Below are 21,550 nucleotides of genomic sequence, written 5' to 3'. Positions count from 1 at the left end.
ACTCTCGCAAAGGCGCTAAGTCGCTAAGATTTCGGTAAAGACCTATAAGGAGGCCTGTTCCGATTGGCAGCGGAAAAGACAACGCCTTGCAGGATATTGGCGTTCTACGATTATCCTTAACCTCTTCCGACAGCTGGATTGTAAATATAGCTCTCAATTGACCTATCACGCAGCTACCACCCTCCCCTAAAAAATAATTTCGTATAAATATTTAATAAAGTATCAAGGGGAAGGAACTCGTAACCGTCAGAAACTAGATTATACATTTCTTTTTTCGACTTCATCTTCAACTTCATCTTCAACTTCAACTTCAACTTCGATTTCGATTTCGTTTTCAACTTCATCAGTGACTATGCCCACCAGCACCTTCTTCCTGCATCAAAACGAATCCGCCTTTGGTTAAAAATTTACTATCTTTTTTAAACTCCGAAGCATTTTCTATACTTGTATAGCCGTTGTAAGTTGCACCTATTTTTACTGCTACGGGATGTAATTCGAATTCTTCAGCATCTTCTTTCTCAATTAGTAAAACGAAATTCTTTCCTTCCAGTTCTACTATAGCGTCTTCAGGAAGTGCTAAGTGATTTGAAGTGCCAATCACGATTTGTGCTTCTACAAACATTCCTGCCGTGAAATTTTGCTCGTCTTTTTCATTTATATGTCCGTGAATCATTGCAATTCTTGAATTTGGGTCTATAGAAGTTCCAACCAAATGCACATCGCCTTTAAAAGTTTCGGTGGAAGCTTCTGGCACTGAAAACAGTATTTCCTGATCTTTTTTAAGTTGAAGCAGATCTTTTTCAAAAACCTTCAATTCCATATGAATATGGTCGGTGTTCATTATCTCAATAATCTTATCGGCTGGCGAAACGTAAGTTCCAGTGTTTACATATACTTGCGTTACATTGCCATCAAGCGGACTATAAATATTTACTTGCGAAACTATATTTCCAGCGGCTACGGAAGCTGGATTTATATTCAACATTTCAAGGTTTTTCTTTAAACTATTACTTCTCGCTAAGGCTGTTTTGTATTCACTTTCGGCTTTTAAATAACTTTTCTGTGAAGTAATTTTTTCGGCTAGCATTGTCTTTTGTCGCTCGTATTCCGAGTTTAGGTATGAAAGCTGCGCCACAGTTTCCATATAATTCTGCTGCATTGTGATAAACTCTGGATTTTCGATGGTAACCAAGCGCTGTCCTTTTGAAACTTTGCTTCCAACTAATAACGGTGTGTTTTTAATATAACCTCCAGCAAAAGCGCTAACTACCGCTCGACTTTGTGGTGGCACATCAATTACGCCATTGGTTTGTACTGTTTGAGCAAATGGCTTTTCGGTAAGTTGCCCAATTTCCATTTTGGCGTTTTCAAACTGTGCTTTTGAAAGATGAATATTTCCGTCTGCAATTTCTTCTGAAGTAGAGTCAGTAGATTCCACTTCTTTTTCTGAAATGTTACACGATGCCAAAATGAAGGCTAATAGCAACAAAATTGATTTTATATACTGCATAATTAATTTTTTAAAGCGTTAAATAGTTGATAGCGATTACTGCTTGGTTGTATTTATTGAGGTTTTCTAGATGTTGTAATTCAATTTCGTAGACGTTTTCAAGACTTTGGATGTATTGAAAAAAGTCTATTTCTCCATTTTTGAAACTGATATTGGCTGTCTTTAAAATTTCTTCTGAAAGTGATTTTCCTTCGGTTTCGTAATACTGAAGTGCATCTTCATATTTTGAAACTTCATTGAGCAACTGCACTTTTCGCGAATTCAAGTGAATTTTATAATCTTCAGCTTGCTGCTGACTTACATCTGCGGCAATCTTTGATGCTTTTATTTTTGAAGCATTTCCGCCAAAAAGCAACGGAATTTTAAGTCCGATTTGATAGGCGTACAGATTCTGATTTAAACCCGAATTAGTCCCCAAGGAATACGAAAGACTGATATCTGGAAGTAAGCGCTGCTTTTCAAGACTGCTCTTAGCTTGAAAAAAGTTGTTTCTACTTTCATAATAGTCTAATGCTGGATGTTGTTCTGAGGCTGCAATTGAAAGTTGAAGTTTCTCAAGGGGTTGCTCAGTAATCAGCAAACTATCTTTAGATTGAACTACAGTTTTTAGTTGCTCCAATGCAATTAATACATCTTCTTTAGTCTGATTGAAATCGGTTTCTAACTGTCGTTGTTTGGCACGAGCGGTTATCTTTTCTAGGTAATTTGTTTCCCCTAATTCAAAACGGCGTTGGGCTGCGTGAGCAAAATTTTGATACAAACTATCCAATCTCTCATAAACACCTACTCTGTTTTTCTCATATTGATATTGATAATAGGCTGCTGCAACAAACCCTTCAGTTTTGCGTTTTTGAAGTTGGTATTGCTTGCTTTGCATTTCAAACTGACGCTTATTTACATGCTGTTCAGCGAAGTAAACTGTTGGGAAAAGAAAGTCTTGTTCCACACCAAAAACTTTAAGAGGCTCATTGTTGGGCGCCATATTGTTTTCGTCAAATTCATAAAAAACGGTGGTTTTATCAAAACGGAAAGCACTACCAATTAAAGCATTGGCTTCATCCATCTGAAGTGAGGAAGCTTTGAGTCCGGCATTGTTTTCCAAAGCCATTTGCTGTAAATCTTGCAACGATTTCGGATTCTGCTGAGCCAATCCTGAAAAACTTAGAAGTAGTACGACAATTGTAATTGGCAATGACTTCCCTAATTTCTTTTTAGGCTTCTTCTTTTTATCAGAATCAAAAATTGAAAATAACACAGGTAAAACTATTAAGGTTAGAATTGTAGCTGTTATCAAACCACCAATTACCACAGTAGCTAATGGTCTTTGAACTTCAGCCCCAGCATTTGTTGAAACAGCCATCGGTAAAAATCCGAGTGCCGCTGCCGAAGCGGTTAGTAATACTGCACGTAAACGGTCTTTTGTACCTTGTACTATAAGTTCGTTTTTATCTGTCCTTCCTTCTTTTTTAAGTTCTTTAAAATGTTCTATTAAAACAATTCCGTTAAGTACGGCAATTCCAAAGAGGGCTATAAAACCAACACCTGCCGAGATGCTAAAAGGCATATCGCGAATCCAAAGCAACAACACGCCACCAACCGCTGCCAAAGGAATTGCAGAGTAAATCATCAAAGCTTCTTTTACTGAATTAAAAGCGAAATAAAGCATTATAAAAATCAGCAGTAATGCAATGGGGACGGCGATTAAAAGTCTGTTTTTTGCACTTTGAAGATTCTCAAACTGACCTCCGTAATCAATGGTGTAGCCAGCAGGAAGTTTGAGGTTATCGTCAATTATTTTTTGAACATCATCAACTACACTTTGTAGATCGCGACTTCTAACATTTACCCCAACTACAATGCGACGTTTTGTGTCGTCTCGGGAAATTTGCGCAGCACCTTTGGAGTATTTTATTTCTGCAAGTTCACTTAAAGGAATTTTTCCACCAGTAGGAATATCAACATAAAGGTTTTGAAGATTTGAAAGATCACGACGGTTATTTTCATCTAAACGAACCACTAAATCAAAACGTTTTTCACCTTCAAAAATGCTTCCCAAAGATTTTCCAGCGAAGCCCATTGAGATCATTTCATTTAAATCTTCAATGTTTAAACCGTACCGTGCGATTTTATTTCTGTCGAACTTTACATTCATTTCGGGTAGGCCGGCAACTTTTTCTACGATAATATCATCGGCACCTTCAACATTTTCTATTAGGCCTTTTATTTCGTTCGCCTTTTTATTTAGTATATCGAGGTTTTCTCCAAAAATCTTAATCGCAATATCTGCTCTAACTCCTGTAATAAGTTCGTTAAAACGCATTTCGATAGGCTGGGTGAATTCCACTTCCATCCCAGGAATTATTGCTAAGGCTTCTTTAAATTTCTCAGCTAACTCATTTTTAGTTGAGGCGGATGTCCATTCCTTTATTGGTTTTAAAGTGATTATAACATCACTTTGTTCCATGGACATTGGGTCTGTAGGAACTTCTGCGGCACCAATACGGCTAACCACTTGATCAACTTCTGGGAAGTTATCAATGAGAATTTTTTCAATTTGAGTAGTAATATCAATGGTATTGCTAAGAGAAGTCCCCGTTTTTAATACAGGCTGAATTACAAAATCACCTTCGTCAAGCGTAGGGACAAACTCGCCACCCATAGTAGTAAAAATATAAACAGTAACTGCAAGGATTAAAACAGCAATACTTAAAACCAGTTTTTTCGCTCCCAATGCCCAACGAATTGACGGTTCGTAAAAACGATTTAAGAAAGTCATTATCCGAACAGAAATGTTTCTTTTGGAAGCTTCCTCGGGTTTTAAAAATAGGGAAGCAGCTACAGGAACATAAGTAAAACACAAAATCATAGCTCCGATAAGCGCAAAACTAAACGTCATCGCCATTGGTCTAAACATTTTGCCTTCCACACCGCTTAATGAAAGAATGGGAATAAAAACTATAAGAATAATAAGTTGCCCAAAAATGGCAGAATTCATCATTTTTGAAGCGCTATTCCAGGTGAGGTTATCTTTTGCTAATCGCCTTTCTGATAAAGGAAGTGCATTGAGTTTTGAAGCGTTTTTACTAATTTGAAAAGCGACAAATTCAACTATAATTACTGCACCGTCAATGATAATTCCAAAGTCGATAGCGCCAAGACTCATCAAGTTTGCGTCCACACCAAATAAGTACATCATCGAGAGCGTGAAAAGCAAAGACAGCGGGATAACAGAGGCTACCACTAATCCTGAACGGAAATTCCCTAATAGTAACACCACTACAAAAATTACAATAAGTATCCCGAGAATAAGGTTTTCAGCAATTGTAAAGGTGGTTTTACCAATCAGCACACTTCTATCCAAAAACGGATTTATATAAACCCCTTCAGGTAGAGATTCTGCTATTTCTGCAACTCTTTCTTGTACGGCATTTATTACTTGATTGGAATCGCCATCTTTCAGCATCATTATCTGTCCGAGGATTTTTTCGCCTTCTCCATTTCCAGTAATAGCACCAAAGCGAGGGGCACTACCAAACTGTACTTTGGCGACATCCTTCACATAAATAGGGAAGCCATTATCGTTTTTCACTACAATATTTCCAATATCTTCTAATGAAGTCGCCAAGCCTTCCCCGCGAATAAAATAAGCTTGATTTTCCTTTTCAATATAACCACCGCCAGAAACACTGTTGTTTTTTTCTAATGCAGTAAATATTTCTGAAGCGGTAATATTCATCGCATTCAGCTTGTTGGTATTTATAGCAACTTCGTATTGCTTTAAATGTCCTCCCCAAGTATTTACTTCAACTACACCAGGAATTCCGGAGAGCTGTCTTTTTACAATCCAATCTTGAATTGTGCGCAGTTCAGTAGTGGTATATTTATCTTCATAACCTGGCTTTACGTCTAGAATGTATTGATAAATTTCGCCAAGACCAGTGGTTATCGGGCCCATTTGAGGTGTGCCAAATCCTTCGGGAATATTTTCGGATGCAGATTGAATTTTCTCTGCAATAAGTTGTCTGGGCAAGTACGTACCCATACTTTCTTCAAAAACAATAGTAACTACTGAAAGTCCAAATTTTGAAGTAGAACGAATTTCAACTACCCCAGGTAAGTTGGCCATTTCCAACTCGACAGGGTAGGTGATAAATTGTTCCATATCCTGAGTAGAAAGGTTGCGGGAAGTGGTAATAACCTGCACTTGATTGTTGGTAATATCAGGAACAGCCCCAATAGGTAATTGTGTAAGGGAAAACACACCAAAGCCAATCAAAACAAGGGTAAATAACCCGATAATGAGTTTATGGTTGATGCTAAATTGAATGATTTTTGATAACATAACTAAATTAATCTTTGAACTTCAACTGATAAATTGCTGAAGTATGAATCAATAGAAAATTGTTGGAATACCGATCCTAGTTTGGAGCAGTAAAAACTTGCAATTGGAAATAGATAATTTCCAAAAGGTCTATTTAGTTATGCGAATTTTGGAGGTTGGAAAATTGAAATTTTTTCCAAAGAGGAATATAAGTTTTGGTAATAAAATTTATGAGATTGTGGAATGTTTATTTCCACTTTTGGTAAAGTAATATCCAATGAAATAATCACAACATCGGTTAAAACGTGTTGACAAGAAATATGCTGAAATGGCAATTCTTCGTGTTCAGGTTCTTGATGATTTTCCTTTTCAGTACCGTAGTGTTTTTGAACAAATGTAAAAAAGTCGTCTCCGTAATTTTCTGAATGATATTGGGCGTGTTGTACTAGTTTGCCTACTAAAAATATATCCTGAATGCCAATGCCAATGCTTTGGAAAGCGAGGAGAAAAGAAAATGATATGGCGAATATGGCTTTCATTTGAGTTTCAAAAATATATATTTTTTTCTGAACTGAATATGATATGCATCGGTTAATTAATACGATTATTAGTAACTGCTGAAATTCATATAATTAAAAATATTATTTCAAAGATTGTGATTTAAAAGGATAGATACAGTGACTTTTGTTACAAAGTAGAAAAATGAATTATTTTTTCTGATTCATCTTAGTCACAATTAGCTTAGTAACTAATAAGCCAATTGCGCCTCCTACCAGTGAAACGGCCATATTTATAGCGAAGAGTGCATAGTTAACTTCTCCTGTTTTCATAATGGAAATAGGGTCAAAACCAAGCCTGCCGAAGATTTTAATAAAAAATATACTCCCGAATATTCCAGCGATTGTATTTCCTGTGAACCCCATTGAATATTTCTTCTTAAATACACTTAAAAGCAATGCACCAAGGATTCCAATAAAAATACTGATTATAGCAATTAATGTATCTGTCATAATGGAGTAATACTAAATCTTACTAATGTTCTCCATACCCTACATCGTCCATCTTTCCTTTAAAAACGCGATACTGAATAACCATATAAATAGCTACCAACACTGCGGCAATTACAAACCAATAAACACCAACCGATAAACCATACTCGTGTGCGGCTGCGTTATAAACGGTTAGGGAAGGGTTTACGTTATTTGTAGAAGGTAATAAGTTGGGGAATATAGAAGATACAGTTGTAGCTAATCCGCCAAATAGAAATAAGGTTGAAAATAAAAATCCGAACCCATCCTTTTTAAAGCTTTTGACTTTAAATAAGCCGAAAAGTCCAGTAAATGTGATGATCGGGAAGATCCAAAGCCAAGGGTATTTTACAAAATTATGAAATGGTTTAGGGTCGATTATATGCCAAGAAAATAGCGATATAATAACTAAGATTAACAAAACAATATTCAAGTTAAAAACTACTTGCTTAAGCTTTTGGTTTAAATCTGAATTGGTTTTAAAAATTATCCAATTTGCCCCGTGAATAGCTAAGGCTACAACACCAATTACCCCCAGTAACAACGTAAACCAATCAATTATACCTAAGTGTTCTGCGTGCGGACTAAAAGTTGAATTCCATAAAGGCAAAAAGAAAAAATGAGGTTCGTGTGCAGAAACACCATCGGTAACCATTCCTAAATTTACGCCTCTTACTATGTTTCCCAATGCTATTCCGAAGAATAAAGCTAATAGTAAACTTGAAATACCGAAGGCTTTATCCCAAATAGCTTCCCACATGCTGTTGTGAATTTGTCCTCTTAATTCGAGACCTATAGCCCGAAAAATGAGTAGCCATAAAATCATTATCAACGGCAAATAAAATCCGCTAAACGATGAAGCGTATAAGGTTGGGAAAGCAAAAAACAATACACCTCCAACAGCAATTAGCCATACTTCATTAGCATCCCAGAAAGGTCCAATTGCATTTCTGATTGCCTTTTTATCTCTTTCTTTTTTTGCGAAGAATAGGTGGATAATACCTGCGCCAAAATCGTAACCATCTAAAATTACATAAATGGTAAGCATAGTCATTAAAACGATATACCAGAATAATTCCATAGTTAGATTTGTTTTGTGGTTTCAGGTCCTTTATTGATGATTTTTCCAGCTAACATTATAAATAATAAACCTAGCAATAAATAGAGTCCGATAAAACCGAGCAATGTGAACAGGGTGTTTCCTGAAGAAACTGTTGGTGAAATACCATCTACAGTTCGCAAGAGATTATAGACTAACCAAGGTTGCCTGCCTAATTCGGCGGTGTACCAACCAGCGGTATTGGCTATGTACGGAAAAGGTAACATAAACATCAATGACCATAGTATCCATTTGGTTTCGTAGAGTTTCTTTCGGAACAACTGAATGTTTGCAAGAAGTAATAATCCAATGAAAATTGTACCTAAACCAACCATAATATGATACGAGTAGTACAGCCCTGGAATGTTTGTGGGATGTACACTTTCGTCAAATTCATTTAATCCTTTAATCTCGGCATCCCATCTTTGGTAAGTTAAAAAGCTGAGCACATTTGGCACTGCAATTTTATTGTCTAGTTTTTTATTTTCTACGTCTGGTTGGCCAATTAATATTATCTCCGCGCCACCATCTTCGGTTTCAAAAATACCTTCCATTGCAGCAAAAGTCACTGGTTGATGAATGGCAACGTTTTTTGCCATCCAATCTCCTGTTGGAAAAGCCACTACAATACTAGCGACCAAACCGAAAATAACGCCTGTCTTTACGAAGAGTTTTCCGAATTCACTATGTTTATTGTTCAATAGATAAAATGCGCCAACTGCTGCCACTACAAAGGAAGAAGTAATTAAAGACCCCATTTGATTATGTAAAAATGCGGGCATAAGCCAAGGATTTGAAAATAAAGCTCCAAAGTTATTAAGTACAAATTTCCCATTTTCTAAAATCTCATAACCTACAGGATATTGCATCCAAGAATGTGTAGCAATAATTAAATAACCACTCGCCCAAGAGCCTAAAAACACAAGAAAACCAGTAAGGAAATGTAGCTTTTGGCCCATTAACTTTTCTCCAAAAAGAAATAATCCTAAAAACGAAGACTCTAGAAAAAATGAAAACATTCCCTCCATCGCAAGGGTTTGACCAATGATTCCGCCAGTAAGTTCAGAAAATTTAGCCCAATTGGTTCCAAATTGAAATTCCATTGGAATCCCTGTAACCACACCCATCGCAAAGTTGAGTGCGAAAATCTTCATCCAAAACTTGGCCGCATCGTTATACTTATCAATTTGGGTTCTTAAAAATCGCCATTTAAAATAGACTATCATTAATGATAGCCCCATAGTTAACTGCGGAAATAAATAATGAAACGTGATAGTAAATGCAAATTGCATTCTATCATAAAATATCATGTCTTCCATAAATGAGTGTATCTCGGATGATTCAAATTTAGATAATTACAGCAACTATCTTGGTAACACTTGTTACATAAATGAAGAAAGGATGTATTTGATTACGTCCTTTCTCATATTTAGGCGTAAAGTTTATTTAATCTTTAAAATCATTTATGCGTTGACTTAAATCATACACATTTACTTCAGTAACCATATTTTCAACAATACTAGTTCCTGAGGTACTTCTGTATCCTCCAGCGCAATGCACTACGATGGGTTTATTTGTTGGAATTTGGTCTTTAGAATCCCTCAATTCATTAAGCGGGATGTTTATTGCATTGTCAAAATACTTACCTTCTGCTACTTCACTTCTATTTCTAATGTCGATAATTGAATAAGCATCTTTGTTTTTTACAAAATGCTCCAAATCGATTTCCTCCACTTTTTTAAATGAAGCTTCGTCTGAAAGTGTAACGACTGCTTCAATTTGGGTTTCATATCCTATTTTGGCAATTCTGGCAACAATTTCATCTTTATCATGAATAGAATTTAAAACCAAATAGAATTTCTCTTCGGGTTTTACTATTGCTCCCAGCCACGTTTCCACTTTGTCGTCTTCACCACGGGCCATAATGTTTATACTGCCCGGAATATGGTTCTTTTTGAAAACCGTTTCATCCCTAACATCTATAATCAAGCTGTTGTCTGGAAGATTATCTACGCATAACATCAAAGGAACGTCGCCTACATTTTTTCCAAAATTGCTTGCTCCATTTTTGTTGATGTCGACATTATACCCAAAGTAAGAAGGAATAAAAGGTTGATCGCTTAGTATATGATCTACAAATTGTTGCTCTGTTTGCTTTTTGAACGCCCAATTGCCAATTCGTTCATTTCCGAGCGTACTGGAAGAATCTGTACTCATATTTTTACCACATAACGAACCTGCTCCGTGTGCGGGATATAGTATGGTTTCGTCGGGTAGATGATTAAATTTATGCTGCATCGTATTGTACATACTTTGAGCCAATTTTTCGCGCGTAGCTCTCATATTCCCGGCTTTTTCACGTAAATCCGGTCTCCCTACATCGCCAATAAACAAGGTATCGCCCGAAAACATAACGTGTTTGTCGTTTTCATCTTTGGCTATAATGGTAATTCCGTCTGGGGAATGCCCAGGCGTGTTGATTGCAGAAAATAATGTTTTACCCAAGGTAACGGTATCTCCATCATCAAAAGTTTTGTGCGGATAACTCGCTCCAACCAATTTACTCACATAAATTGTCGCCCCTGTTTCTTTGTGTATTTGAAAATGGCTACTAACAAAATCGGCGTGTGGATGTGTTTCAAAAACCGCTACAATTTTAGCGTTGTTTTCTTCAGCATATTTATAATAAGGCATTGGGTCTCTTGCTGGATCTACCAATGCCATTTTGCCTTCGCTGATTATTGCATACGAATAATGCGCTAATGGAACGTCTTGAAATTGTTTTATTGTCATATTTCTATACTATTTTATTCTACTTAAGATTATTAAATTGAAGTCATAAATAAGATGAATACTACTTCGGTTTGTCAGATTGAGCCTGCCTACGTGCCTTTGGCAGGTAGACCTGCCTACGTGCCTTTGGCAGGTAGACCTGCCTACGTGCCTTTGGCAGGTAGACCTGCCTACGTGCCTTTGGCAGGTAGGCAAAGTCGAGACCTAAATATAAATATAAAGTACTCGACTTAAACCGATTTGATATGAAAACTTATTTAATCAAATTTTTTCATTAAACTATTAAAGGCTCTTTTTTGCCAAATACCAATCTACTTTTTCAAGTGAATCGTCTGCTAACCTTTCATTTAACTGGTCTAATGTTTTTGGAGGCCCTACAATTACTTTATCGCCTTTTTTCCAATCTAATGGCATTGCCACATTATGTTCATCCGAAATTTGAAGTGCTTCCAAAGAACGTAAAATCTCGTCCATATTCCTTCCAACATTTAATGGGTAATACATAATTAACCGGATTTTTTTACTCGGATCTATAAAGAATACCGCGCGAACTGCTGCTGTTTCACTTTCATTGGGCTGAAGCATTCCGTATAGCTTTGACACCTTCATATCTATATCGGCTATAATTGGGAAATCGAAATAAACCCCTGTATTTTCCCGAACATTTTGAACCCAACCTAGATGTGAGTGAATACTGTCGATGCTTAACCCTAAAAGTTCTGTATTCAAAGCATCAAACTCGCTTTTTCGCTGTGCAAATCCGCTCATTTCTGTTGTACAGACAGGTGTAAAATCGGCTGGATGTGAAAACATTACAACCCATTTATCTTTAGCGAAATCTGAAAATTTTATATTTCCTTTGGTTGTAACGGCGGTAAAATCCGGTGCTTTATCGCCAATTCTCGGCATTGTATTTATGTGTTGTAATTCTGCATTTGCTTCCATAGTAATTTGTTTTTGTTATTGCTTTTATATTTTCTATAAAATTAAACTATATTAAAATACTGCACAGTAACACAAGTTACATAAGCTTGTAAATTACTAATAATCAATTAAATAATTAAGAATCCAGAACCTTGCCAACAAACCGAATAACCGAAGCCGTGCCTTTATGGTGTTCCCCCTCGTTAAGCTCAACAAGTTTTTTTGTTAACTCTGTAAACTCAACGTTTGGAAATTCGTTTTTTATTTCTTCAATTGAAAACAGCATCTTTTCATTTTTTGGCCCTCCAGAATTATACTCCAATTGTTCTTTTGAAAAAGCTTCAAAAATTATGATGCCTCCGGGCTTGACATACGAAACTAATTGCTTGTGAATCTGAGGCCTTGTTTCAAATGAAAAATGAGCATAGCATAGTGCCAGCACATCAAATTTTTCTTTCGAAATAAAACTTTCAGCATCCGAAATTATATAATTCAAACTCACTTGGTTTTGTTCTGCCAAATGCAATGCTTTAGATTTCCCGACTTCACTACTGTCAAAAGCGGTAACGTCCCAGCCTAATTTTGCAGCATAAATCGCATTTCGACCTTCACCTTCAGCTGGAAAAAGAATTTTCCCTGGCGTAAGTTTGTCAAGCTTCTTTTTAATATAGGCGTTTGGTTGCGTGCCATAGACAAATTGTTTGTCGCTATATCTATTGTCCCAAAACCCTGTCATACTAATTTTATTTTGAAAGCTTACCCGTTGCACAACTTACAAACGACTTGGCTTTGGATGTTAATGAGTTTGAATCGTCTATAGAAGGATACCCCAAACTTTTCAGTTTTTCTTTAACCATTTGGGCTTCTTCAGGGCTTGTAGAGCTGAAAGTTACAGTGCTTTCATCTACAACTACTTCTACATCAGAAATATTTTGAATTGAAGATAGGTTTGTGAAAATTGTATTGGCACAACCGCCACATTTTAAGTTTTGAACTGTTATTGATGTTTTCATTTTTTTGTGAATAAGATTAATTTATAAAAATATGATTTATACCCCAGAGCCGAAGTAACATAAGTTACACAGCACTATTTAGAAAAAACTCCATATAGAAGATGAATATGGCCATTACAAATATGAAATAACCGAAGCCTATTTTTAGTTTGGTGCCGTTTATAAAGTTGCTTAGATAGCTACCAATAAAAATGCCGATAAAAGACAACCCCGTGAATATCATTAAAAAAGGCCAATCGATTGCCATTGTCAAGGCATCTCCAAAAAGGAAACCAAGTAAAGATTTTAGGGCAATAATTATTAGGGATGTACCCACGGCAACCTTCATTTTAACTTTTGCCAATAATACGAGCGCAGGAATAATTAAAAAACCGCCTCCAGCACCAATTAAACCGGTAATAGATCCAACCACTACCCCTTCTAAAATAATAAGCGGATAATTGTATTTTACTTTTTCACTTTCATTGCTCGTTACTTCTTCTTTTGATTTAAGCATTGATATACCTGCAGGAATCATTAAAACAGCAAACAAACCAAACATCCCCATACGTCTGGTAAATTCAAAATCGTTTATTGAAAACAGAATATCTGGCAACCAAGGAATAACAAAATATCGGATTAACGTAACTCCTACTATTGCTGGAACACCGAATACAATAGCAGTTCGCCAATCTACAAAACCTTTTATATGTTGCTTTATTCCACCCACCAAAGCACTCGCCCCAACAATAAATAAAGAATATGCAGTTGCAGCTTTTTCATCGATTGAAAATAAATATGCCAAAACGGGGACGGCCAAAATAGAACCACCACCGCCAATAATTCCGAGGGAAATACCGATTGCCAGTGCACTTAAATAACCGAAAATTTCTATTAATTCCATAGATTTTTACTTCCTGCGAAAATAGTACTTATAAATTCCTTGGGCAGTAACAAGAGTTACATTGATAACATACAATATTACTTTTCAACAAGTTATGATTCGGCTCACCCTTTTGTATAATTGAAAAGCATCATTACTTCAGAAATTGCACATATTGTTACGTTTTCGCTTCATTTAGATCATTAATACATGGTACTTCAATAATTCCTAACTTCATTAGACTAGTTATTTTTGAAATTGTTGGTATACATCTAAAATCAAGGTATAAATCAACTTACTATTTTATTTTAATTCATCGTGAAGAAATTGTAACTTCGAACTCACATTTTTTTTAACCGATTGATTCATAAATTATGATAATCCACGACTTTAGTAAAGAAAACACCCTGATTAACCAGTACATTTGTGAAGTTCGCGATATTTCTATCCAAAAAGATAGCATGCGCTTTCGGAGAAATATTGAACGGATTGGAGAAATTTTAAGTTATGAAATGAGTAAGACTTTAGAATACACTTCTAAGTCTGTTACAACTCCGTTGGGTAAAAAGACCATTAATGTTCCTACTTCCGATCTTGTAATTTGTTCTATTCTACGCGCTGGAATCCCTTTGCACCAAGGAATTTTAAATTATTTTGATGGTGTAGAAAATGCTTTTGTATCTGCTTACAGACATCATCCTCACGGAGGAGATGATTTTGAAGTAATCGTTAAGTATTTAGCGTCCCCTTCAATTGAAGGAAAAACCTTAATTCTGGCCGATCCAATGCTCGCAACTGGAAAAACGCTGGAAAATGTTTTAAAAGCAATGGAAAATCACGGGGAGCCAAAAGAAATTCACATACTATCTATAATTGGAGCAAAAGCTGGAATTGAACTCGCCGATATGATTTTTCCTAAAAACACACATCTTTGGATAGCAGCCGTTGACAATGCGCTAAACGAACGTGGCTATATTGTACCAGGACTTGGTGATGCTGGAGATCTTTGCTATGGGCCGAGGCTTGATTGATTTTAGATGGTAGTTGGTAGTTGGTAGTTTAAGATAATACAGCTGTTTTATCTCTCGCAAAGACGCGAAGGCACAAAGGTTTTATTTTCTATAAAATTGAAGAATACTTCTAATCGCTCTGATTCCGTTTCCCCTCAATTCCTTAATCTTTCAATCCTCTACCTTCTCTGCGTATTCTCTGCGAAATCTGCGGGAAATTCACCCTCTACAGGAAATTCTCTCTCTAAGGGCGAGAAAACGCAAAGGTTTATTCTCTTTAAAATTTTTATCTTCAATTTAGATTTCAGTTTCCGTTTCGGTTTCGGTTTTGATTTCCCTTCCCCTTAACTCCACGGAAAAAACCTTCCTGAACGACTTTTGTATTCTAAATACCTTGGAAACTTTTCAATGAGCCGTTTTTCTTCATAAATGGTTTTAAAATAAAACAACAAGAAAAGAACAGCGGTAATAAGTATTCTATATCCTGAATCGCTGATAATCGCAAATCCGAAAAATGACAAAATTAGACCTGTATAAATGGGATGGCGAATGAATTTATAAACTCCATTTTCAATAAGGTTTGAGCCGGGTAACGGACTTGGAAATGGCGATAAATTGAAATTAAGTTGTAATGCAGCAGTAATTGTGATAAAAGCTCCAATTACAAATATGACTACTCCAAACCAAAAAAGTACTTCAGGAAATATAATTGCCATTGAATCAATTTCAAAAGAAAATGCTATAAACAGTAAAAATTGAAGCACCACGAATAGTATGTCTTTAAATGGAATTTTCAAATTGGATGTTTGTTTTCACGCAAAGGTCGCAAAGTTATCTCTCACAAAGGCGCGAAGGTCTATATTTCATAAAATTTCAACATCAATTTAGGTTTCAGTTTCGATTTCGATGAAGTAATCCTCATTGCAATAAATGAAATCACAAGAAAACACACTTCTTTGCGTACTCCGCGTCTGCTCGGCGCTCTCAGCGTGAAAATTTCTCGCAAAGGCGCTAAGGCGCAAAGGTTTCTCTAAGAAACAATTCTCATTGTAATAAATCAAATCACAAGAAAACACACCTCTTTGCGTACTCCGCGTATGCTCTGCGCCCTCCGCGTGAAACCCTCTCGCAAAGGCGCAAAGGTCTGTATCTCTTAAAGTTTCAACATCAATTGGGGTTTCAGTTTCGATTTCGATTTCGATGAAGTAACCCTCATTACAATAAATCAAATCACAAGAAAACACACCACTCTGCGTGCTCTGCGCACTCTGCGTGAAATTCTCTCGCAAAGGCGCGAAGGCGCAAAGGTTTCTCTAAGAAACAATTCTCATTGTAATAAATCAAATCACAAGAAAACACACCTCTCTGCGTCCTCCGCGTATGCCCTGCGCCCTCCGCGTGAAACCCTCTCGCAAAGGCGCAAAGGTCTGTATCTCTTAAAGTTTCAACATCAATTGGGGTTTCAGTTTCGATTTCGATTTCAATTTCGTTTTCGATTTCGGATTCATCTTCACCTCTTTCTCATATAAACGAAAAGTTCATTTCCTGTACGTTGTGGAATGGAATTATAAGCGGTTTCCATTATATCGATTATAAACTTCTCTTCAAAAAGAGAACGGTATTCAAGCTCATTTCCACCAAAAGGAGGTGTGTCGTTATTTAACGGAATATTGAATAGCAAGCCTACCAACTTTCCATTTGGCTTCAATAACTGATGTGTTTTTTGAACATATTCTTTTCTTATTTCTGGGTTGAGAGCACAGAAAAAGGTCTGTTCTATAATAAGATCATACGTTTCTTCAAGCTCAAAATAGTCGAGATGCAAAAGATTTTTCTTCGGAAAAGACGGAACCCGTTTTAACAAGTTTTCAAGGGGAATGGTCGAAATATCGATAACTGAAACATTTTTAAATCCATTCTCGAAAAGATATTCTGCTTCATAAGAATTTCCGCCTCCAGGGATTAATATTTTTAATTCCTTATCTGTAAGCTGATCGATATATTCTTTTAATGGTGTTGAAACATACCCAATATCCCATCCTGTGTGTCCATCTAAATACTTCTCACTCCAAAACGATTCGTCCAATTTCAAATTCGCCATAACTTTTTTTAACGCAAGTGCTTAATCTGAATAATTATTTATCAAACTCAATACTCCAAATTCCCCTAACTTCATTTTCACCATATCCTGTTGCTTTATCGTTTGGATAGTGCTTCAAAATATTTGTTAGCGTAAGACTTTCTATTTCTTTTTCAGGCGTACCGTGGCATTTTAGGCACATAGAATTGGTTACAATGGGATAGTAAAACTTGCTTTTTTCTCCCATCGAAGTTACAATAGGCTTGACCTCCTTACCGGCAGCCACTTGGTTTTTAAATGTCTGCACGTGTTCCAATTCTATTGCATTGGCTTTGTTTTTAGGGTTCCTTGGCTTGTCTGATACCCGTTTAATATGTGCATTGTGCACTACCGACATGCTATCGGTTATAGGCATGGCTTGGATATTACAGAAATCGAGTGCTGCGATTACTCCATTTTTTTGAATTTGTCCCATTAAGTTTTTACCTAATTCAGCTTTTGTGGTTTGCGCCATTTGCATTCCGTGTTCTTCAATTGTTAATTGTTGCGTATTACCTGTTTGATTGCTTCTCATCATTCCTTTGCCTTTGCCCTGTCCTTTTTTCCCTTTCATTCTAGGTCTATCGCCGTGCATTTCGGAATAATGCGCCTCAAACCACTCAGGTTCTTCTATGTCGTTATCGTACATATAATCTGCAATCTGCCTGATGGTTTCCTTTGGATAGAACTGATATGGCATTAAACCAAACTTTTTAACCGCACCGGGCATTTTTGAATTTGCTTTGGATGGTTTTTCTAAAAACGTGACCATATTATTACTAAATTCTTCTTTTGAAGTTTCTTCGGAAAGATAGTGCATTTTCACCGCTACCATGGGTGGGGCAATCATGCGATCTTCGGCTGTTTTCGGGTTATGACAAACGTAGCAATTGTTTTCCATCAATTTTTTTCCTGGATGATTTTGAACAAGTTCTGCTTTAGCAAAATCATCATTTGCTGTCATTCCTGAATACTCTTTACGAACAGTATCGTTACAGGAAGCCAACAGAATAGCCATAAAAAATGTGAGAAATATTTTCATAAGATGCGGTTTAAGTTGAAACATTTCAAAAATAAGCTAGAAAAGAATTTTTAGCAGTAACAAAAGTTACATTCAGCCCGAAAAATAAAGTTTAAAAAGCAATTTCTTTAAAGTTCAATTATCTTGATACTGTTTCGGTTAAGCGCTATTTTCCCCATTGATTCCAATTTCTTCAACAAACGTGAAACCACTACTCGCGATGTGTGCAGTTCGTAAGCAATTTCTTGATGCGTGGAAGCAATTACATCAGTTTTCGCAATATTTTTTTTGTCGCGAAGGTATTTTACCAATCGCTCATCCATATTCAAAAAGGCGATGCTGTCAATGGTATCAAGCATTTCCATAAGCCGTGTGTGATAACTGGCCAATACAAAGTTTCGCCAACTTTTAAACCTGCCCATCCATTCTTCCATTTTTTGAACTGGGATCATAACCAGTGTGGTGTCTAATTCCGCGAGGGCCCTAATTTCACTCTTTTTTTGTCCTAAACAGCAAGTAAGGGTCATGGCGCAAGTATCACCGGGTTCTAGAAAGTACAATAAAAGCTCGTCGCCTTCGCTATCTTCTCTCAGGATTTTTATAGCTCCCGAAATCAATAACGGCATAGAGCGCAAATAATCTCCAATTTCAATTAGCTTGTCCCCTTCTGTTACGTGTATTAAATTACCTACTTGGTTTATTTCTGCTATCAAATCATCTTCAAAAAGATGCGAGAAGTTTTGTTTTAAATTACTTAGCATTCAAATTATTTTGGTGGTTTTTGAATAGCTAAAATACGGATTTAAAATCACTTCGCTTTGGCTGCTCTTCGTTCTTGTCTCTCTAGTTTTCTGAAATAGCCACGGAAGAAGAAATTGTGTTTTAGGGCTTCCATGTTTTGGTTTAATTTTTCGGATGCTTCTTTTATCTGAAGCATTGTAGAATCAACATTTTTCACAAAGGTTTCGTCTTGTGTAATATAATTTAATGCGCCTTTTCCTGATTTAATTTCAGTTAAATATTCATTCAAATTTTTGGTTACTTCATTTATATCCTCACTAGATTTTTCAAGATTTTCAAATACATTTCTAATTTGATTTGCTGTAACCGTATCGCTCAAAATTACAGCCGCGGCGCTTTCATCATAATTAATTTTAGAAATAATCCTGTTTATTCTAGACACAGCCAACCCTGTTCCTTCAGAGGTTTTTCTAAGCTCAATCATTATTTGCCGAATGTCTTGAGCCAAGATCGTATCGTTGATCAAGGCACCTAAAGTTCCTTTTCCTTCTAAAATCTGATTGGTTATTTTCAATAAATCCGAAGTCAATAGAGCAGCATTTTCATTTGTTGTATTTAATGTTGAAAGCATATCGTCTGCCCCAATTTTACTGTACGACTGAATGGTATCGCCAGTAGCGATTCGCACGGCTTGCTTGTTTTTACCTGGGATAATATTTACAACCATACTACCCACCAACCCATCTGACCCAATGGAAGCGATTGCATCTTTCTTGATAAATGAGGCGGTTTTTTCTTCTACCGACATTTGGATTGTAATCTTTCCAACTTCGGTCATTTCAATTTTACTTACCGTGCCAACGTTTATTCCAGAATAGCGGACATTATTACCTATTTGCAACCCATTTACGTTTCCAAAAACGGCATAAACCTGTGTGGTTTTGCTGAAAATATGCTGCCGTTTTCCTATGGAATAAAGTGCGCCAATGAGAAGGATAGTTCCCACAACCACGAATATTCCAACTTTTATTTTTTGTGAAGTCGATTTTGCCATACGTTTAATTTTTAAAGAATGCCCTGGTTTGAGGATCGCTCGAGTTTGAAAGTTCCTCGTAAGTTCCTTCTGCATAATTAATTCCATCTACCAGTAAAATAATTCGGTTTGAAATTACCCGCGCACAATCTACATCGTGCGTAATGATGAGGGATGATGTGTTATATTCAATTTGAATATTTCGCATAAGTTGAATAATTTCATTTGCCGTTATTGGGTCTAAACCTGTGGTTGGTTCGTCATACATTATAATTTTGGGCTTTAAAATCAACGCTCTGGCCAAAGCTACCCTACGTTGCATTCCGCCAGAAAGTTCAGAGGGCATTAAATCTAATGTATGCAGCAATCCAACACTTTCTAATGCAGCTTTTACAGCTTCATCGGTTCCTTGAAAGTTTTCAATTTTATCTTTATGCCGCCTTAAAGGAAACTCTAAATTTTCTCGAACCGTCATAGAATCGTATAAAGCGCTTCCTTGAAAAAGGTATCCAATTTCTGTTCGTAAAAAGTCCAATTCCTTTTGCCCCATAGTGATAATATTCTGATCTTTAATAGTGATGCTACCGCTGTCTGGCTGAATTAGGCCTACAATACACTTTACCATTACGGACTTTCCTGAACCAGATTTCCCCATGATTACTAGGTTTTCACCTTCGTGAAGTTTAAGGCTGAATCCTTTGAGCACGTGGTTTTTTCCGAAGCTCTTATGGATGTCTTTTAATTCGAGTACAGGTTTTTGGTTTTCTTTTTTCATCTAGATTTCAAAAAATATGTCTGAAACAAATACGGCGATAAAATCAATTATAAACAAGAGCATCGAAGTGTACACCACAGCGGAATTTGATGCTTCTCCTACTCCCACGGTTCCCTTTGCACAATTGTATCCTTTGTAAGTTCCCACAAGCCCGATTGCAAACCCAAAAAATACTGTTTTAACAGTTGCGGGAAGTAAATCGCTAAAACTCAAGGCATCAAAAATTTTGTTGAAATATAAGGTATATGATACGTCGCCTTTTAAATTTTCAATAATTGCAGAACCTATTAATGCTACGGCATCGCCAACTATAACGAGCAACGGCAACATTAAAGTAACCGCAAGTATTCTGGTTACAACTAAGTATTTAAACGGATTGGTGCCAGAAACTTCCATGGCATCAATTTGCTCTGTAACGCGCATCGAGCCAAGCTCTGCTCCTATACCCGACCCGATTCTTCCGGCGCAAATAAGAGCAATAATTACGGGTCCAATTTCCCTAACAATTGATATACTAATCATAGAAGGCATCCAGGCTTCGGCACCCAAGTCGGCCAAGGTGGGGCGCGATTGAAGCGTAAATACCAGCCCTAAAATAAACCCAGTTACCATTACTAAAAATAGGGAGCGAATTCCCATATTATAACATTGGCGGATTAATTCCTTAAACTCAAATGGCGTACTGAACAATTCCCGAAAAAAACGTCCGGCAAATAAAGTCATATCGCCAATTTCAGCGAAGAATGATTTGGAACGATCTAAAAAAGAGGTTGATCTAGACATTTGAAACAGGTAAACCTCAAATATAAGGCGGATTTTACTGAAAAAGAATGATATACATCATAACTCCTGTAACATAGTGATTGAAATAGATTCTCGAAAAAATGAGGGTATTTCTTTTTAATTTTTTCTAGCACGTGCTTTGATGCTGTAATGCGGTTCTTACCAAAAACCTATTTTAATTATTTTTTTGATTAATCCCATTTTTTCATCCTTCAAAATATCTAAAATACCTTATATTTGTGCCCGCTAAGAAAAAGGCTTGTAAGCGAAAAGTGTGATAAACAATTCATACTTGCAATTTGAAAATTTAGCAACACCGCTACCCGGGTGCTGGAATTGGTAGACAGGCATGGTTGAGGGCCATGTGTCCTTACGGGCGTGTGAGTTCAAGTCTCATTCCGGGTACTATAAAAGCCTCGCTAAACCTTTGTTTGGCGGGGTTCTTTGTTTTTAACGAAACAAATCAAATTGCAGCTCCCGAAAAATTTGTTCAGTCATTCTTCAAAAAAACTAAACAC

At 36.6% G+C, this 21,550-nt stretch carries 20 protein-coding genes and 1 tRNA gene; 3 read left to right on the top strand and 18 right to left on the bottom strand.

Translation table 11 applies throughout. The features are described from left to right. Positions 1–343: 343 nt before the first annotated feature. The 7 genes from BLW28_RS10380 to BLW28_RS10350 form a co-directional block, all read right to left on the bottom strand. Positions 344–1,510, bottom strand: a complete 1,167-nt coding sequence (locus BLW28_RS10380; RefSeq protein WP_073218898.1) for an efflux RND transporter periplasmic adaptor subunit — start codon at positions 1,508–1,510, stop codon at positions 344–346. A 10-nt stretch (positions 1,511–1,520) separates the two neighbouring features. Further along, positions 1,521–5,852: a CusA/CzcA family heavy metal efflux RND transporter gene (locus tag BLW28_RS10375; RefSeq protein WP_073218900.1), complete on the bottom strand. Its 4,332-nt coding sequence runs from the start codon at positions 5,850–5,852 to the stop codon at positions 1,521–1,523. A 137-nt stretch (positions 5,853–5,989) separates the two neighbouring features. After that, complete coding sequence (locus BLW28_RS10370) at positions 5,990–6,370, bottom strand: hypothetical protein (protein ID WP_073218903.1); 381 nt, start codon at positions 6,368–6,370, stop codon at positions 5,990–5,992. Positions 6,371–6,538: 168 nt separating this feature from the next. Next, positions 6,539–6,841, bottom strand: coding sequence for a hypothetical protein (locus BLW28_RS10365; protein ID WP_073218906.1), 303 nt, complete (start codon positions 6,839–6,841; stop codon positions 6,539–6,541). Positions 6,842–6,863: 22 nt separating this feature from the next. Continuing rightward, positions 6,864–7,940 carry a cytochrome d ubiquinol oxidase subunit II gene (cydB, locus tag BLW28_RS10360; protein ID WP_073218909.1) on the bottom strand — a complete coding sequence of 359 codons (1,077 nt, stop codon included), beginning with the start codon at positions 7,938–7,940 and terminating at the stop codon, positions 6,864–6,866. Between the two features lie 2 nt (positions 7,941–7,942). After that, a complete protein-coding gene (locus tag BLW28_RS10355) occupies positions 7,943–9,277 on the bottom strand; it encodes a cytochrome ubiquinol oxidase subunit I (RefSeq protein ID WP_073218912.1) in 1,335 nt (444 codons plus the stop codon). A gap of 127 nt (positions 9,278–9,404) precedes the next feature. Further along, positions 9,405–10,751, bottom strand: a complete 1,347-nt coding sequence (locus BLW28_RS10350; protein ID WP_073218915.1) for an MBL fold metallo-hydrolase — start codon at positions 10,749–10,751, stop codon at positions 9,405–9,407. 54 nt (positions 10,752–10,805) lie between these two features. Here BLW28_RS10350 and BLW28_RS15620 point away from each other — a divergent pair, with 54 nt between their 5' ends. Beyond that, a complete protein-coding gene (locus tag BLW28_RS15620) occupies positions 10,806–10,985 on the top strand; it encodes a hypothetical protein (RefSeq protein WP_143036864.1) in 180 nt (59 codons plus the stop codon). A gap of 48 nt (positions 10,986–11,033) precedes the next feature. Here BLW28_RS15620 and BLW28_RS10345 read toward each other — a convergent pair whose 3' ends face one another. The 4 genes from BLW28_RS10345 to BLW28_RS10330 all read right to left on the bottom strand — a co-directional run bounded on the left by BLW28_RS10345 (position 11,034) and on the right by BLW28_RS10330 (position 13,571). Next, positions 11,034–11,696: a peroxiredoxin gene (locus BLW28_RS10345; protein WP_073218917.1), complete on the bottom strand. Its 663-nt coding sequence runs from the start codon at positions 11,694–11,696 to the stop codon at positions 11,034–11,036. Between the two features lie 115 nt (positions 11,697–11,811). Then, entirely contained in the window at positions 11,812–12,411 is a 600-nt protein-coding gene (locus BLW28_RS10340) for a class I SAM-dependent methyltransferase (protein ID WP_073218919.1), read from the bottom strand. Between the two features lie 7 nt (positions 12,412–12,418). Next, positions 12,419–12,688, bottom strand: a complete 270-nt coding sequence (locus tag BLW28_RS10335) for a heavy-metal-associated domain-containing protein (protein WP_073218922.1) — start codon at positions 12,686–12,688, stop codon at positions 12,419–12,421. Between the two features lie 64 nt (positions 12,689–12,752). Beyond that, complete coding sequence (locus tag BLW28_RS10330; protein WP_073218925.1) at positions 12,753–13,571, bottom strand: sulfite exporter TauE/SafE family protein; 819 nt, start codon at positions 13,569–13,571, stop codon at positions 12,753–12,755. A 353-nt stretch (positions 13,572–13,924) separates the two neighbouring features. On the opposite strand from BLW28_RS10330, the gene upp reads away from it, so the two are divergent. Then, entirely contained in the window at positions 13,925–14,581 is a 657-nt protein-coding gene (gene upp, locus BLW28_RS10325; RefSeq protein WP_073218928.1) for a uracil phosphoribosyltransferase, read from the top strand. A 323-nt stretch (positions 14,582–14,904) separates the two neighbouring features. Here upp and BLW28_RS10320 read toward each other — a convergent pair whose 3' ends face one another. From BLW28_RS10320 to BLW28_RS10285, 7 genes are all read right to left on the bottom strand, one after another. Further along, on the bottom strand, positions 14,905–15,357 hold the full coding sequence (locus BLW28_RS10320; protein ID WP_083540722.1) for a methyltransferase family protein: 453 nt from the start codon (positions 15,355–15,357) through the stop codon (positions 14,905–14,907). A 713-nt stretch (positions 15,358–16,070) separates the two neighbouring features. Continuing rightward, complete coding sequence (locus BLW28_RS10310) at positions 16,071–16,652, bottom strand: methyltransferase (RefSeq protein WP_394331663.1); 582 nt, start codon at positions 16,650–16,652, stop codon at positions 16,071–16,073. A 43-nt stretch (positions 16,653–16,695) separates the two neighbouring features. Further along, entirely contained in the window at positions 16,696–17,721 is a 1,026-nt protein-coding gene (locus BLW28_RS10305) for a c-type heme family protein (protein WP_073218936.1), read from the bottom strand. Positions 17,722–17,828: 107 nt separating this feature from the next. Next, positions 17,829–18,461 carry a Crp/Fnr family transcriptional regulator gene (locus BLW28_RS10300; protein ID WP_073218939.1) on the bottom strand — a complete coding sequence of 211 codons (633 nt, stop codon included), beginning with the start codon at positions 18,459–18,461 and terminating at the stop codon, positions 17,829–17,831. Between the two features lie 47 nt (positions 18,462–18,508). Further along, complete coding sequence (locus tag BLW28_RS10295) at positions 18,509–19,495, bottom strand: MlaD family protein (RefSeq protein ID WP_073218942.1); 987 nt, start codon at positions 19,493–19,495, stop codon at positions 18,509–18,511. Positions 19,496–19,499: 4 nt separating this feature from the next. Continuing rightward, positions 19,500–20,249 (bottom strand): ABC transporter ATP-binding protein, encoded by a 750-nt coding sequence (locus BLW28_RS10290; RefSeq protein ID WP_073218945.1) that lies wholly within the window; start codon positions 20,247–20,249, stop codon positions 19,500–19,502. Then, the gene (locus BLW28_RS10285) at positions 20,250–21,032 is read right to left on the bottom strand and encodes an MlaE family ABC transporter permease (RefSeq protein WP_073218948.1); all 783 of its coding nucleotides are present in this window, start codon (positions 21,030–21,032) and stop codon (positions 20,250–20,252) included. 321 nt (positions 21,033–21,353) lie between these two features. On the opposite strand from BLW28_RS10285, the gene BLW28_RS10280 reads away from it, so the two are divergent. Beyond that, a tRNA-Leu gene (locus tag BLW28_RS10280) sits at positions 21,354–21,437 on the top strand. Positions 21,438–21,550 lie beyond the last annotated feature (113 nt).

The sequence above is a fragment of the Aequorivita viscosa genome (assembly GCF_900106795.1).
Lineage (GTDB): Bacteria > Bacteroidota > Bacteroidia > Flavobacteriales > Flavobacteriaceae > Aequorivita > Aequorivita viscosa.
This window is presented reverse-complemented; position numbering and strand designations above follow the sequence as displayed.

Excerpts from the sequence above, each read along its gene's own strand:
- BLW28_RS10330 (WP_073218925.1), bottom strand. The coding sequence starts at position 13,571 with ATGGAATTAATAGAAATTTTCGGTTATTTAAGTGCACTGGCAATCGGT.
- BLW28_RS10375 (WP_073218900.1), bottom strand. The coding sequence starts at position 5,852 with ATGTTATCAAAAATCATTCAATTTAGCATCAACCATAAACTCATTATC.
- BLW28_RS10365 (WP_073218906.1), bottom strand. The coding sequence starts at position 6,841 with ATGACAGATACATTAATTGCTATAATCAGTATTTTTATTGGAATCCTT.
- BLW28_RS10345 (WP_073218917.1), bottom strand. The coding sequence starts at position 11,696 with ATGGAAGCAAATGCAGAATTACAACACATAAATACAATGCCGAGAATT.
- BLW28_RS10290 (WP_073218945.1), bottom strand. The coding sequence starts at position 20,249 with ATGAAAAAAGAAAACCAAAAACCTGTACTCGAATTAAAAGACATCCAT.
- upp (WP_073218928.1), top strand. The coding sequence starts at position 13,925 with ATGATAATCCACGACTTTAGTAAAGAAAACACCCTGATTAACCAGTAC.
- BLW28_RS10305 (WP_073218936.1), bottom strand. The coding sequence starts at position 17,721 with ATGAAAATATTTCTCACATTTTTTATGGCTATTCTGTTGGCTTCCTGT.
- BLW28_RS10295 (WP_073218942.1), bottom strand. The coding sequence starts at position 19,495 with ATGGCAAAATCGACTTCACAAAAAATAAAAGTTGGAATATTCGTGGTT.
- BLW28_RS15620 (WP_143036864.1), top strand. The coding sequence starts at position 10,806 with ATGAATACTACTTCGGTTTGTCAGATTGAGCCTGCCTACGTGCCTTTG.
- BLW28_RS10285 (WP_073218948.1), bottom strand. The coding sequence starts at position 21,032 with ATGTCTAGATCAACCTCTTTTTTAGATCGTTCCAAATCATTCTTCGCT.
- BLW28_RS10340 (WP_073218919.1), bottom strand. The coding sequence starts at position 12,411 with ATGACAGGGTTTTGGGACAATAGATATAGCGACAAACAATTTGTCTAT.
- BLW28_RS10380 (WP_073218898.1), bottom strand. The coding sequence starts at position 1,510 with ATGCAGTATATAAAATCAATTTTGTTGCTATTAGCCTTCATTTTGGCA.
- BLW28_RS10335 (WP_073218922.1), bottom strand. The coding sequence starts at position 12,688 with ATGAAAACATCAATAACAGTTCAAAACTTAAAATGTGGCGGTTGTGCC.
- BLW28_RS10350 (WP_073218915.1), bottom strand. The coding sequence starts at position 10,751 with ATGACAATAAAACAATTTCAAGACGTTCCATTAGCGCATTATTCGTAT.
- cydB (WP_073218909.1), bottom strand. The coding sequence starts at position 7,940 with ATGGAATTATTCTGGTATATCGTTTTAATGACTATGCTTACCATTTAT.
- BLW28_RS10370 (WP_073218903.1), bottom strand. The coding sequence starts at position 6,370 with ATGAAAGCCATATTCGCCATATCATTTTCTTTTCTCCTCGCTTTCCAA.
- BLW28_RS10300 (WP_073218939.1), bottom strand. The coding sequence starts at position 18,461 with ATGCTAAGTAATTTAAAACAAAACTTCTCGCATCTTTTTGAAGATGAT.
- BLW28_RS10355 (WP_073218912.1), bottom strand. The coding sequence starts at position 9,277 with ATGGAAGACATGATATTTTATGATAGAATGCAATTTGCATTTACTATC.